Source organism: Mesorhizobium sp. URHB0026, from assembly GCF_054059755.1.
Map to the genome: position 1 here is coordinate 3362357 of NZ_JBSSCN010000001.1, position 13755 is coordinate 3376111.

At 62.8% G+C, this 13755-nt stretch carries 10 protein-coding genes; 7 read left to right on the forward strand and 3 right to left on the reverse strand.

Annotated features, from left to right (window positions below; translation table 11 throughout):
- Positions 1–169: 169 nt before the first annotated feature.
- The 3 genes from ACVWWD_RS16405 to ACVWWD_RS16415 are packed head-to-tail and all read right to left on the reverse strand — an operon-like array spanning position 170 to position 2764.
- On the reverse strand, positions 170–1093 hold the full coding sequence (locus ACVWWD_RS16405) for a carbohydrate kinase family protein (protein WP_023771507.1): 924 nt from the start codon (positions 1091–1093) through the stop codon (positions 170–172).
- Positions 1090–1536 (reverse strand): RbsD/FucU family protein, encoded by a 447-nt coding sequence (locus ACVWWD_RS16410; protein ID WP_023784605.1) that lies wholly within the window; start codon positions 1534–1536, stop codon positions 1090–1092. The genes ACVWWD_RS16405 and ACVWWD_RS16410 overlap by 4 nt, the downstream gene beginning before the upstream one ends.
- A gap of 1 nt (position 1537) precedes the next feature.
- Positions 1538–2764, reverse strand: coding sequence for an ROK family transcriptional regulator (locus ACVWWD_RS16415; protein ID WP_023771509.1), 1227 nt, complete (start codon positions 2762–2764; stop codon positions 1538–1540).
- Positions 2765–2955: 191 nt separating this feature from the next.
- Here ACVWWD_RS16415 and ACVWWD_RS16420 point away from each other — a divergent pair, with 191 nt between their 5' ends.
- From ACVWWD_RS16420 to glgA, 7 genes are all read left to right on the forward strand, one after another.
- A complete protein-coding gene (locus ACVWWD_RS16420) occupies positions 2956–4011 on the forward strand; it encodes a substrate-binding domain-containing protein (RefSeq protein ID WP_457103198.1) in 1056 nt (351 codons plus the stop codon).
- A gap of 157 nt (positions 4012–4168) precedes the next feature.
- A complete protein-coding gene (locus ACVWWD_RS16425) occupies positions 4169–5230 on the forward strand; it encodes an ABC transporter permease (RefSeq protein ID WP_023771511.1) in 1062 nt (353 codons plus the stop codon).
- Positions 5227–6009: an ATP-binding cassette domain-containing protein gene (locus tag ACVWWD_RS16430; protein WP_023771512.1), complete on the forward strand. Its 783-nt coding sequence runs from the start codon at positions 5227–5229 to the stop codon at positions 6007–6009. The genes ACVWWD_RS16425 and ACVWWD_RS16430 overlap by 4 nt, the downstream gene beginning before the upstream one ends.
- Before the next feature lie 133 nt (positions 6010–6142).
- A complete protein-coding gene (locus ACVWWD_RS16435) occupies positions 6143–8605 on the forward strand; it encodes a glycogen/starch/alpha-glucan phosphorylase (protein WP_023771513.1) in 2463 nt (820 codons plus the stop codon).
- Between the two features lie 71 nt (positions 8606–8676).
- The gene (gene glgB / locus ACVWWD_RS16440; RefSeq protein ID WP_352551468.1) at positions 8677–10890 is read left to right on the forward strand and encodes a 1,4-alpha-glucan branching protein GlgB; all 2214 of its coding nucleotides are present in this window, start codon (positions 8677–8679) and stop codon (positions 10888–10890) included.
- Positions 10891–10941: 51 nt separating this feature from the next.
- The gene (glgC, locus tag ACVWWD_RS16445) at positions 10942–12207 is read left to right on the forward strand and encodes a glucose-1-phosphate adenylyltransferase (protein WP_023771515.1); all 1266 of its coding nucleotides are present in this window, start codon (positions 10942–10944) and stop codon (positions 12205–12207) included.
- A gap of 101 nt (positions 12208–12308) precedes the next feature.
- Positions 12309–13754 (forward strand): glycogen synthase GlgA, encoded by a 1446-nt coding sequence (gene glgA / locus ACVWWD_RS16450; RefSeq protein WP_023771516.1) that lies wholly within the window; start codon positions 12309–12311, stop codon positions 13752–13754.
- Position 13755: the final 1 nt, after the last annotated feature.

Here is a 13755-nt window from a genome sequence, read left to right on the forward strand (position 1 = left end):
GCCGGCTGCGGATTCGGGGACTTGGTGCAAGTGTCGCAGCCCGTTACCACATTTTGCCGGCATATTGTCCCACAAAGCCGGGAATCCGGGGTTGGCGGTACAATTCAGCTCATTCTTATCGAGGTTTTCCGGCGCCTGGAAACATAAAGTGATCGCGCTGGAGAGCCGATCAGCCGATCTCGTGCCGCCAGGGGGGATTGGCGCCGGCTCGTGATACCGTCACTGCCGCCGCCTTGGCGCCGAGCGCCAATGCTTTGCGAATAGCGTCTTCGGACAGGCTGGAAATCGCTGCCTTCGTCAACAGGCCTTGCTCATGCAGGGAGGCAAGGATGCCGGCGTTGAACGTGTCTCCGGCGCCGACGGTGTCCACCACCTTCACTGTGTCTGGCATGACGGTGACACGATGCTGTTTGCTGTAGCCAACGGCACCCTCGCTGCCATGCGTGACGACGATCAGCTTCGGGCCGCGGTCGAGCCAATTGCGCACGACATCCTCGTGCGAGCCGGCTTCGCCGAACCAGTCGAGGTCTTCGTCCGACAGTTTGACGATGTCGGCCATCGCCATCATCTCCCGGATGCGCCTGAGGTGTTTGGCCTTGTCGGGAATGAAGTTCGGCCGGATGTTGGGATCGAGCATCATCACGCGGGCCCCATGCTCGCGCTGCATGAATTCCTCATAGGCCGACCCAGCCGGCTCCGAGATCAGGCTGATGGCGCCGAACAGCATCGCCTCGATCTCGCTGCCGAGTTGCGGCAGGTCTTCGATGGTCAGCATGCGCCCGGCCGTGTTCTCGTCATAGAAGGTGTAGGTCGCCTGGCCATTGTTCAGCCGCACGAACGCCAGGGTCGTCGGTCGGGGCGAGGTGTGTGCGTAGGTGGAACTGACCTTGCTCGCCCCCAACGCGTCCCTGAATTGACCGCCGAACAGGTCCGACGACAGGCCCGAGAAGAAGCCGGCCGGCGCGCCCAAGCGGCCGAGCGCTATCGCTGTGTTGAAGACAGCGCCGCCGACATAGGGGGCAAAAGCCGGCTCATTCTCCGTGGTGGTGCGCGGCAGCATGTCGATCAAGGCTTCACCGCAGCAGAGGATCATGGCTTCTCGGTCTCCGGCGGATAGATCACGCCCTTGCGGATGATGATGTTGGCGTAAAGCCGCGGCTCGCTTGTCGCGACGATGGCATGCGCCGATTTGACCCGTGCATAGAAGTCGGCGCCGGCCAGCGCAACCACCTTACGGCCCGGCGCGCGTTTGGCGCAGATCGCTTCCATTTCACGATGGACAGGGTCGGCAAGCGACGGATCGCCTTTCACCGAGGCGCGAAACAGCGCCTCCGGCACGACATCGTCGACCGGAAGCAGCGTCAGTATCGCGTCGAGTACGGGCATGAGGGCATGGCCATCGGTCCTGATGAGGCGCCTTGCCTGCTCCTGTGCCGGATAGTTCCCGTCGACCAGGGCAATCTCGTCACCATGGCCCATGGCGCGCAACGTCGCCAGAAGCTCCGGACCAAGCAGCGCCGGAATCCCGATCAGCATTTCAAGCGCCCCTGGAGATCGTCGTCGAACCGATCAGGAAGCGTTCGGAAAGCGGCAGGCTGGCGCCCCCGAGCGCCCGGGCATGGATACCCACGCTTCCCTCGCGGACGGCCGGGAGTTTCAGCCCTTCGCCGTCGATCGCGCCGATTGCCGTCACGACCGCCTCGACCAGCCTCTGGCGCACGGCCTTCGGCATCCAGCCGTCGATCACCGCGGCTTCGAAATCGATGACCGAGGACGCTGCCACGATGGCGTAAGCGAGCGCCTGCGAGGCGCTGGCGATCCACTCGTCGAGCGCGGCGCCGATCTCCCCCCAATCCTCGGGTGAGGTCCACAGATAGGATGCCTCGACGCCACGCGCATTGAGTTTTTTTTCGAGCATGGCGATCGAGGCCACGTCGATCAGCTGGGTCGGTTTTCCATCCGGCCCCGGCACAGGCATGGAGCCGAGTGCGCCGGCATTGCCGGTCGGCCCGCCAAACAGCCGGCCGTTGAGCACGATGCCGCCGCCGGCAAAGGCGCCGATGTAGAAATAGACGAAATCCCGCGCCGCGCCCGTCTGGCCAAAGACCAGTTCGGCGCCGCAGGCAGAGGTGGCATCGTTCTGCAGATAGACCGGAAAGTCGCACTGCGCCTGGATGTCGGTCCTGATGTCTCGATGGCGCCATTCGTCCATCACGTCGCGCGGGGCGCCGGCGGTGTCGGCCCAGTTCCAGAGCTCGAACGGCATGGCGATGCCAAGTCCGGCGATGCGCTTGTCCTGTGCAGGCGTCAGCTCGCCACGCATCGTCTTCATGCCTGAAGTGACGAACTCGACCGTCTCGCGTGGGGCAGGGTAGCGGTAGGAATGCTGCAGCATCGCGCGCACCTGTCCGAGGAAATCGATCAGCACGAGTTCGGCGCTGCGGCGGCCGATCTTGAGGCCGATGAAGAAGGCGCCTTCGGGGTTGAGCGCCATGGGGATCGAGGGCTGGCCGATCTTGCCGCGCAACGGCGCTTGGCGCACGAGCAGGCTTTCTTCCTCCAACTCGCGCATGATGACCGAGACCGTCTGCGCCGAAAGTCCGGTCATGCGGGCAATGTCGGACTTCGCCAGACTGCCGTGCTGGCGCACCAGCGAAAGCACCAGGCGCTCGTTGTGGTCGCGCATGCCGCTCTGGTTGGTGCCGCGGTGAATGAGGCTCTCGTTCGCTTCGGGCGAACCATGCCTCGCAGTGGCCGTCTCCACCCTGTTCCTCCCGTCGTTTCCCCACAATGCTTTTGGGTCAGAATGAGTGAACGACGCAAGGCTGTCAATAATAAATAAGAGTGATTTAATTATTGACAGATGCCCTGGTGTGGTGTTCTTTGAGGGGGCATCCGCGCGCTGGGAGAAGTCGCCTGGATGCCGTGCGGGTGCCGGTTGGCCGGCATTCGAAAATGTTCCACTGGGAGGAAATCGTGACCAATACACAACTGTTGAAGTCCACCGTTTTCGCGGCGGCCGCGCTGGGTCTGATGGCGTTCGCTTCGTCTGCGTCCGCCGCGGGCGTCGGCGCCTGCCTGATCACCAAGACCGACACCAATCCATTCTTCGTCAAGATGAAGGAGGGCGCGACCGCCAAGGCCAAGGAACTTGGAGTCGATCTCAAGACCTATGCGGGCAAGATCGACGGTGACAGCGAGAGCCAGGTGGCGGCGATCGAAAGCTGCATCGCCGACGGCGCCAAGGGCATTTTGATAACCGCGTCCGACACCAAGGGCATCGTGCCGACGGTGAAGAAGGCGCGCGATGCGGGCCTCCTGGTGATTGCGCTGGACACGCCGCTCGATCCGATCGACGCCGCCGACGCGACCTTCGCCACCGACAATCTGGAGGCCGGCAAGCTGATCGGCGCCTGGGCGGCCGCCACGCTAGGCGACAAGGCAAAGGACGCCAAGATCGGCTTCCTCGACCTGACACCCTCGCAGCCGACGGTGGACGTTCTGCGCGACCAGGGCTTCATGATGGGCTACGGCATCGACGTGAAGGACCCCAACAAGATCGGCGATGAGACCGATCCGCGCATCGTCGGCCATGATGTGACGAACGGTAACGAGGAAGGCGGCCGCAAGGCGATGGAAAACCTTCTGCAAAAGGACAACACCATTACCGTCATCCACACTATCAACGAGCCGGCCGCGGTAGGCGCCTATCAGGCGCTCAAGGCTGTCGGCCTCGAAAGCCAGGTGCTGATCGTCTCGGTCGACGGTGGTTGCCCCGGTGTGAAGTCGGTCGCCGAAGGCGTGATCGGCGCCACCTCGCAGCAATATCCGCTGCAGATGGCCGCACTCGGCATCGAGGCGATCGCCGCTTTCGCCAAGGACGGCACCAAGCCGAAGCCGACCGAGGGCAAGAACTTCTTCGACACCGGCGTCAACCTCGTCACCGACAAGCCGGCGACGGGCGTCAAGTCCATCGACACCAAGGAAGGCCTCGCCAAGTGCTGGGGCTGATACTGGCCTGACCGGCAACGGAACCGACGCGGCCGGGGGACTTGATCCCCGGCCGCATCGGGTGGACGATGCATCACTGTAAACGCAGATAATCCCGGCGACAGACCGGAGGCGTGGACGGCGTCAGCGCGTGGCTGAAGCCCTACGGGGAGGAAACATGGCTCAAGCTCAGGAATTCGAGAAGGTTCTCTCGGCCAGTGATACAAGTGTAGCCGCTTTTGACGAGCACAAATCAGCCGTCAAGCGCATCCAGCATTTTCTGCATTCGACGCCCGCGGCGGTGCCGCTGATCGTGCTGCTTCTGTCGATCGTCATCTTCGGCATCACTATCGGAGGGCGGTTCTTCTCGTCCTACACGCTGACGCTGATCCTGCAGCAGATTGCCATCGTCGGCATTCTCGGGGCCGCGCAGACACTGGTCATCCTGACCGCCGGCATCGACCTTTCGATAGGGGTGATCATGGTGATTTCGGCGGTGATCATGGGCAATTGCGCGGTCAGCTACGGCATGCCGAGCGTGCTCGCCGTGGCGATCGGGCTTGCCGCCGGTGCGGCTTGCGGGCTGCTGAACGGGCTGCTGGTCGCCTATATGAAGCTGCCGCCCTTCATCGTGACGCTTGGCACCTGGAACATCGTCATGGCCACGAACTTCATCTATTCGGCCAATGAGACGATCCGCGACACCGACGTCGACAACCAGGCACCGCTGCTGCACCTGTTTGCCCTGAGCTTCAAGGTCGGCACGGCGGTGCTGACGCTCGGCGTCATCGCCACGGTCGTGCTCGTGATGGTTCTTTGGTACGTGCTCAACCATACGGCATGGGGCCGTCATGTCTACGCCGTCGGCGACGACCAGGAGGCGGCGAAGCTGTCGGGTATCCAGACCAAGAAGGTGCTGATGACGGTCTACACCCTTGCCGGGCTGATCGCCGCTTTCGCGGCGTGGGTCTCCATCGGCCGCAACGGCTCGATCTCGCCGTCCGCCGCTGTGACCGACTACAATCTGCAGGCGATCACCGCGACGGTGATCGGCGGTATTTCTCTCTTCGGCGGCCGCGGCTCCATCCTCGGCACGCTGTTCGGCGCGATGATCGTCGGCGTCGTCTCGATGGGGCTCAATATGCTGGGCGCCGATCCGCAATGGAAAGTACTGCTCACCGGCGTGCTGATCATCGGCGCCGTCGCCATCGACCAATGGATCAGAAAGGTTTCGGCATGACCCAGGAACCCATCCTCACCGCACGCGGTCTGGTCAAGCGCTATGGCCGCGTCACCGCTCTCGACAATGCCGATTTCGACCTTTACCCCGGCGAAATCCTCGCCGTCATCGGCGACAACGGCGCCGGCAAGTCGTCGCTCATCAAGGCGATTTCCGGCGCGGCCGTGCCGGACGAAGGCGAAATCCGGCTTGAAGGCAAACCCGTGTCCTTCAAGTCGCCGATGGAAGCTCGCGAAGCCGGCATCGAAACCGTATACCAGAACCTGGCCTTGTCGCCGGCGCTGTCGATCGCCGACAACATGTTCCTTGGCCGCGAGATCCGCAAACCCGGCTTCGTCGGCCAGTGGCTTCGCATGCTGGACCGTCCGGCAATGGAAAAGCGTGCCCGCGACAAGCTCACCGAACTCGGCTTGATGACCATCCAGAATATCAGCCAGGCGGTGGAGACCCTGTCGGGCGGCCAACGCCAGGGCGTGGCGGTGGCCCGCGCCGCCGCCTTCGGGTCGAAGATGGTTATCATGGACGAGCCGACGGCGGCGCTCGGTGTCAAGGAGAGCCGCCGCGTGCTCGAACTGATCCTCGACGTGAAGAAGCGCGGCCTGCCGATCGTGCTTATCTCGCACAACATGCCGCACGTCTTCGAGGTGGCGGACCGCATCCACATCCACCGTCTGGGCCGTCGACTGTGCGTCATCGACCCCAAGCAATATACCATGTCCGACGCCGTTGCCTTCATGACCGGGGCAAAAGCACCCCCGGAGGCGGCTTTGGCGGCCTGACTGCCAACTTGCCGCGGGGTAAGCAGACGGGGGCGTTCTCTAAATCGATTGAAAACATGTTGCAATGCACTAGGATGGGCTGGGAGAAACGGCGAAAGCCGGTATGATCAGGCCAAACCGAACGAGAGGCGATATGACATCCGCCATGACGATCGAAGCCCCCGCTCTCGACAATCCCGATCCCAAGACGCTTGCTGAAGAAGTCTTGATGTCGCTCAAGTACCGGGTCGGCAAGGACACCACCGTCGCGACCCAGTACGACTGGCTGACCGCCACGATCAAGGTCGTGCGCGACCGCGTCGTCGACCATTGGATGCAGGCGACCAAGGAAGCTTACGACCAACAGGAAAAGCGCGTTTACTACCTGTCGCTCGAATTCCTGATTGGGCGTCTGATGCGCGACGCCTTTTCCAATCTCGGCCTGATGGAGAACATGCGTGAGGCGCTGTCGTCGCTCGGCGTCGATCTCGACCTGATCGCGGCGCTGGAACCGGACGCAGCCCTCGGCAATGGCGGCCTTGGCCGGCTCGCCGCCTGCTTCATGGAAAGCATGGCCACCGTCGACATCCCCGCGCATGGCTACGGCATCCGCTATGCCAACGGCATGTTCCGCCAGGAAATCCACGATGGCTGGCAGGTCGAGTTACCCGAGACCTGGCTTGACCACGGCAACCCCTGGGAATTCGAGCGGCGCGAGCGCTCCTTCGAAGTCGGTTTCGGTGGTTCGGTCGAATCGATCACCTCGAAGGACGGCCGCCTCGAACGCCATGTCTGGAAGCCGAGGGAGCATGTGCTTGCGGTCGCCTATGACACGCCCGTGGCTGGCTGGCGGGCCAAGCGCGTCAACACGCTGCGCCTGTGGTCCGGCATGCCGATCGACCCGATCCGGCTCGACAAGTTCAACGCCGGCGACCACATAGGGGCGCTGGCCGAAAGCAACAAGGCCGATGCGCTGTCGCGGGTGCTCTATCCAGCCGATTCCCACATGGCCGGGCAGGAGCTCAGGCTTCGCCAGGAATACTTCTTCTCCACCGCTTCGCTGCAGGACATCCTGCAGCGCCATCTCAGCCAATATGGCGATCTCAAGTCTCTGCCGGACAAGGCGGCGATCCACCTCAACGACACCCATCCGGCAATCGCCGTGCCCGAGCTGATGCGGCTCTTGATGGATGTCCATGGCATGGATTTCGATCTCGCCTGGGATGTCACCAAGCGCACCTTCGGCTACACCAACCACACGCTGTTGCCAGAGGCACTGGAAAGCTGGCCGGTGCCGCTGTTCGAGCGGCTTTTGCCGCGCCACATGCAGATCGTCTACGCCATCAACGCGCAGGTGCTGCTCGAAGCCCGCGCCACCGATCAGTTCTCGGACGAGCAGATCAGCCGTATCTCGCTTATCCAGGAGAATGGCGACCGCCGGGTGCGCATGGGCAATTTGGCCTTCGTCGGCTCGCATTCGATCAACGGCGTGTCGGCGCTGCACACCGAGTTGATGAAGGAGACGGTCTTCGCCGACCTCCACAAACTTTATCCCGATCGCATCAACAACAAGACCAACGGCATCACGCCGCGGCGCTGGCTCATCCAGTGCAATCCAGGCCTCACCGCGCTTGCCCGCGAGGCGATCGGCGACCGCTTCATGGATGACATCGAAGCGATCAAGGGGCTCGATCCTCTCGCCGACGACACCGCCTTTCGCGAAAAATTCGCCGCCGTGAAACGCCAGAACAAGGTGAGGCTTGCCAATCTGGTCGCCGATCGCCTCGGCATCAAGCTCGATCCTTCGGCGCTCTTCGACATTCAGGTCAAGCGTATCCACGAATACAAACGCCAGCTGCTCAATATCCTCGAAGCGATCGCGCTCTATGACCAGATCCGTTCGCATCCCGAACGCGACTGGATGCCACGCGTGAAATTCTTCGGCGGCAAGGCCGCGCCCAGCTACCACAACGCCAAGCTGATCATCAAACTGGCCAACGACGTCGCCAAAGTGATCAACAGCGACCCTTCGGTGCGTGGGCTGCTGAAGGTCGTGTTCGTGCCGAATTACAATGTCAGCCTGGCCGAGGTACTGATGCCAGCCGCCGATCTTTCGGAGCAAATCTCGACCGCCGGCATGGAAGCCTCTGGCACGGGCAACATGAAGTTCGCGCTGAACGGCGCGCTGACCATCGGCACGCTCGACGGCGCCAATGTCGAGATCAAGGAGCATGTTGGCGACGACAACATCTTCATCTTCGGCCTCACCACCGAAGAAGTCGCCGAGCGGCGCAACAATGGCTACAATCCGCGCGGCGTCATCGAGGCATCCCCCGAACTGGCGCAGGCGGTTGCGGCCGTTTCATCGGGCGTCTTCTCGCCCGATGATCCCAATCGCTACCGCGACCTCATCAATGGCCTCTATGACAGCGACTGGTTCATGGTCGCGGCGGATTTCGACGCCTATGCCGCCTGCCAGCGCGAGGTGGACGCCGTCTGGCGCAACAGCCCCGAATGGTACGCGCGCGCCATCCGCAACGTCGCGCGGGTCGGCTGGTTCTCCTCCGATCGCACGATCCGCCAATATGCGAAAGAAATCTGGAACGTACCCGTCTGATATGATTGCATAAGGCCACGAACGATGGCCGCAAAAACAAACACTTGGTGCCCGGGGAGGGCGACCGCCTGATGAGGAAGCCGCGCGCGACCGCTGCGACAAGCGGGCCGGACGGACTGGCGCCAGCCAGCGATGTCGAGGCGATTGTCGCCGGTACGCACGGCAACCCCTTTGCGGTTCTCGGTGTCCAGGAGGCCGGCAAGAGCCTGTTCGCACGCTGCTTCGTTCCGCACGCGCAGTCTGTTACCGCCTATACTCTGAGTGGCATCGAGGCCGGCGAATTGACCAGGCGCGACGAGGCCGGTTTCTTCGAAGGCAAGCTGTCGATCAAGAAGCGCCAGCCGCTGCGCTACCACGCCCGCAATGCCGGCGGCGACTGGTGGCTGACCGATCCCTATTCGTTCGGTCCGGTACTCGGGCCGATGGACGATTATTACATCGCCGAGGGTTCGCATCTCAGGCTGTTCGACAAGCTCGGCGCGCATGTCATCGAACACGAAGGCGCTTCCGGCGTGCATTTCGCTGTGTGGGCCCCGAATGCCAGGCGCGTTTCGGTGGTCGGTGACTTCAACGACTGGGACGGCCGCCAGCACACGATGCGCGACCGTCGCGACACCGGCATCTGGGAGCTGTTCATTCCCGATATCGGTGCCGGCCGGCCCTATAAATATGAAATTATCGGTCCCGATGGCGTGAGGTTGCCGCTGAAGGCCGATCCGTTCGCCTTCAAATCAGAGCTGCGCCCGGCAACCGCCTCGGTGACCGCGGTGCCGCCGGCGCATGCATGGGGTGACGAGGCTCATCGCAGTTTCTGGCGCAACGCCGACCCTCGCCGCGAGGCCATCTCGATCTACGAGGTGCACGCCGGGTCCTGGCAGCTTGGCGATGACGGCACCTTCCTGTCATGGGATGAGCTGGCCGACCGGCTGATCCCCTATGTAATCGAGACCGGGTTTACCCATATCGAATTCCTGCCGATCTCCGAGCATCCCTATGACCCGTCCTGGGGTTATCAGACAACCGGGCTCTACGCGCCGTCGGCGCGCTTCGGCGATCCGGACGGCTTTGCCCGCTTTGTCGACGGCGCCCACCGTGCCGGCGTCGGCGTCATCCTCGACTGGGTGCCGGCGCATTTTCCTGTCGACGAGCACGGTCTGGTCCATTTCGACGGCACCGCGCTCTACGAGCATGCCGACCCGCGCAAGGGCTTCCATCCGGACTGGAACACCGCGATCTACAATTTCGGCCGCCGCGAGGTGGTGTCGTTCCTGGTCAACAACGCGCTGTTCTGGGCCGAAAAATACCATGTCGACGGTCTTCGCGTCGACGCGGTCGCCTCGATGCTCTACCTCGACTATTCGCGCAGGGCCGGCGAATGGATCCCCAATGAGAAGGGTGGGCGCGAAAACCTCGAGGCGGTCAGCTTCCTGCAGAAGATGAACAAGGAGGTGTACGGCCACCATCCGGGCGTCATGACCATCGCCGAGGAATCGACGTCATGGCCAAAGGTCTCGGCGCCTGTCCATGAAGGCGGGCTGGGCTTCGGCTTCAAATGGAACATGGGCTTCATGCACGACACGCTGGAGTATTTTTCCAAGGAGCCGATTTTCCGCAAGCATCACCACAACGAGCTGACCTTCGGCCTGACCTACGCCTTCTCGGAGAATTTCGTACTGCCGCTCTCGCATGACGAGGTCGTGCACGGCAAAGGCACGCTGCTGGGCAAGATGGCCGGCGACGACTGGCAGAAATTCGCGACCTTGCGTGCCTATTACGGCTTCATGTGGGGTTATCCCGGCAAGAAGCTGCTGTTCATGGGCCAGGAATTCGCGCAGCGTCGCGAATGGAGCGAAGCGCGCGCGCTTGATTGGGACCTGCTCGATTTCCGCACGCATCGCGGCGTCTGGCAGACGGTGCGCGACCTCAATTATCTCTATCGTTCACGCCCGGCCCTGCATGGCCGCGACTGCGAGCCGGAAGGGTTTTCCTGGCTGATCGTCGACGACAGCCAGAATTCGGTTTTCGCCTGGGTGCGCAGCGCTCCCGGCGGCAATCCCGTCGCCGTCATCTCCAATTTCACACCGGTGCCGCGCGACAATTATCGTGTGCCGCTGCCGAAGGTCGGCAAGTGGCGCGAGATCATCAACACCGACGCTTCCGAATATGGCGGCTCCGGCATGGGCAATGGCGGGATGGTCGAGGCAAGGGCGGAGGGCAAGAGCATCTCGGCAACAATGCTTTTGCCTCCGCTGTCGACGATCATGCTTGAACTCGCTGCCGACTGAACTCGTTAAGGCTGGTTAGCGCATCGATACGAGTAACTTGGGAGGGTATAAATGGCAGACTTGAAAAGAACCCAGCCGCTGGCCCGCGACGCCATGGCCTACGTGTTGGCCGGCGGGCGCGGCAGCCGCCTCAAGGAACTGACCGACCGACGGGCCAAGCCTGCGGTCTATTTCGGAGGCAAAACGCGCATCATTGATTTCGCGCTCTCCAATGCGCTCAACTCCGGCATCCGCCGCCTCGGCGTCGCCACCCAATACAAGGCGCATTCGCTGATCCGCCACCTGCAGCGGGGCTGGAACTTCCTGCGGCCCGAACGAAACGAGAGTTTCGACATCCTGCCGGCCAGCCAGCGTGTGTCGGAAACGCAGTGGTATGAGGGGACGGCGGACGCCGTCTACCAGAACATCGATATCATCGAGGCCTATGGCCCGGAATACATGGTTATTCTGGCCGGCGATCACATCTACAAGATGGATTACGAGTTGATGCTGCGCCAGCATGTCGATGCCGGCGCCGATGTCACGGTTGGCTGCCTCGAAGTGCCGCGCATGGAGGCGACCGGCTTCGGCGTCATGCATGTCGATGCCAAGGACAACATCATCGCCTTTGTCGAAAAGCCCGCCGACCCGCCCGGCATTCCGGGTAACCCGGAATTGGCCCTGGCCTCGATGGGCATCTACGTTTTCAAGACCAAGTTCCTGATGGAACAACTGCGCCGCGACGCCGCCGAGCCGGGCTCCAGCCGCGACTTCGGCAAGGACATCATCCCCTATATCGTCACGCACGGTAAGGCGATCGCGCACCGCTTCACCAAGTCCTGCGTGCGTTCGACCGCTGAGAACGAGGCCTACTGGCGCGATGTCGGCACGGTCGACGCTTATTGGGAGGCCAACATCGACCTGACCGACGTGACGCCTGAACTCGACCTCTACGACCGCGACTGGCCGATCTGGACCTATGCCGAACTGAAGCCGCCGGCAAAGTTCGTGCATGACGAGGACGGCAGGCGCGGTTCCGCGATCTCGTCGCTGGTGTCGGGCGATTGCATCGTCTCGGGCGCTTCGCTGAAGAAAAGCCTGATCTTCACCGGCGCGCGCATCAATTCCTATTCGACGCTGGAAGAGGTTGTCATGCTGCCCGACGTTCATGTCGGCCGGAACGCAAAGTTGAAGCGCGTCGTCATCGACCACGGTGTAAGGATACCCGAAGGGCTGGTGGTCGGCGAGGATCCCGTCCTCGATGCCAAGCGCTTCCGGGTTTCGGAAAAGGGTATCTGCCTGATCACACAGGACATGATCAACAAGTTGTCAACCTGAACAGGTTGATCAAAAAGCTGTCACTTTAGGGTGTTGTGCATGTCGTGGTCCAAACCGCACACGGTTTGGGCGGCATGGATGGGAAGCGGATCGTTAAGCGCATGCAGGTTCTGTCGGTCACGCCCGAAATCTTCCCGCTGATCAAGACAGGCGGGCTTGCCGACGTGGCCGGCGCGCTGCCCATTGCGCTCGCGGCCAAGGGCGTCACCATGCGCACGCTCGTTCCTGGCTTTCCCGTGGTGATGGGCGCCTTCAAGAAAAAGAAGGCCGTCTATCAGTATCCCTTGCTGCAGGGCGGCAAGGCCGCGGTCCATGCTGTCCAGGTCGCCGGGCTCGATTTGTTCGTGCTCGACGCACCGCATCTGTTTGACCGCCCCGGCGGCCCCTATGGCAACGCCTCGGGCGCGGACTGGCCGGACAATTGGCGGCGCTTCGCGGCGCTGAGCCAGGCCGGTGCCGATATCGCCGGGGGCGCCATCTCAGGCTACCTGCCAGACATCGTGCACGCCCATGACTGGCAGTCGGCGATGACGCTAGCCTATATGCGCTATGGCAAGGCGGTCGGCACACCATCGATGATGACCGTCCACAATCTCGCCTTCCAGGGCCAGTTCGGGGCTGGCATCTTCGGCGAGCTCGGCCTGCCGGCCGCGGCGATGGCGCTTGACGGGGTCGAATATTATGGCGGCGTCGGCTTCCTCAAGGCTGGCCTGCAGGCCGCATGGGCGATCACCACGGTGAGCCCGACCTATGCGCAGGAGATCCGTTCACCGGAATTCGGCATGGGGCTCGACGGTCTCATCAACATGCGTTCCAGCGATCTCCACGGCATCGTCAACGGCATCGACACCTCCATCTGGGATCCGGCAACCGACAAGCATCTGGTATCGACCTATACGGCAGAAACGTTGAAGGCCCGCGCGCCGAACAGGGCCGCCGTCGAGGACCGTTTCGGCCTAGACCGTGACGGCAGTCCCATTGTCTGCGTCGTCAGCCGGCTGACCTGGCAGAAGGGCATGGACATATTGGCGACGGTGGTCGACGGCATCGTCGCGACAGGCGCAAGGCTGGCCATCCTTGGCTCGGGCGACGCCGGCCTCGAAGGCGCGCTGCTGGCCGCGGCCGCACGCCATCGTGGCCGCATCGGCGTGGTCGTCGGCTATGACGAGGGGCTGTCGCACACCATGCAGGGCGGCTGCGACGCCATCGTCATCCCGTCGCGCTTCGAGCCTTGCGGGCTGACGCAGCTTTACGGCCTGCGCTATGGCTGCGTGCCGATCGTCGCCCGCACCGGCGGCCTGGCCGACACCATCATTGACGCCAATGAAGCAGCGTTTGCCGCCGGCGTGGCGACCGGCTTTCAGTTTGCCCCCAGCAATGGCGGCGCGCTGCTGCACGCGATCCGACGCCTGGCCGACGCCCACGCCAGTCCCGCAATCTTCGAAACCATCCAGCGCCAGGGCATGAAGACCGATGTGTCGTGGGATCGAAGCGCCGAAAAATACGTCGAACTCTATCGCCTGCTGCTTTCGAAAAGGGTTGCCTGAA

Excerpts from the sequence above, each read along its gene's own strand:
- glgA (WP_023771516.1), top strand. The coding sequence starts at position 12,309 with ATGCAGGTTCTGTCGGTCACGCCCGAAATCTTCCCGCTGATCAAGACA.
- glgB (WP_352551468.1), top strand. The coding sequence starts at position 8,677 with ATGAGGAAGCCGCGCGCGACCGCTGCGACAAGCGGGCCGGACGGACTG.
- ACVWWD_RS16420 (WP_457103198.1), top strand. The coding sequence starts at position 2,956 with ATGTTCCACTGGGAGGAAATCGTGACCAATACACAACTGTTGAAGTCC.
- ACVWWD_RS16430 (WP_023771512.1), top strand. The coding sequence starts at position 5,227 with ATGACCCAGGAACCCATCCTCACCGCACGCGGTCTGGTCAAGCGCTAT.
- ACVWWD_RS16425 (WP_023771511.1), top strand. The coding sequence starts at position 4,169 with ATGGCTCAAGCTCAGGAATTCGAGAAGGTTCTCTCGGCCAGTGATACA.
- glgC (WP_023771515.1), top strand. The coding sequence starts at position 10,942 with ATGGCAGACTTGAAAAGAACCCAGCCGCTGGCCCGCGACGCCATGGCC.
- ACVWWD_RS16405 (WP_023771507.1), bottom strand. The coding sequence starts at position 1,093 with ATGATCCTCTGCTGCGGTGAAGCCTTGATCGACATGCTGCCGCGCACC.
- ACVWWD_RS16435 (WP_023771513.1), top strand. The coding sequence starts at position 6,143 with ATGACATCCGCCATGACGATCGAAGCCCCCGCTCTCGACAATCCCGAT.
- ACVWWD_RS16410 (WP_023784605.1), bottom strand. The coding sequence starts at position 1,536 with ATGCTGATCGGGATTCCGGCGCTGCTTGGTCCGGAGCTTCTGGCGACG.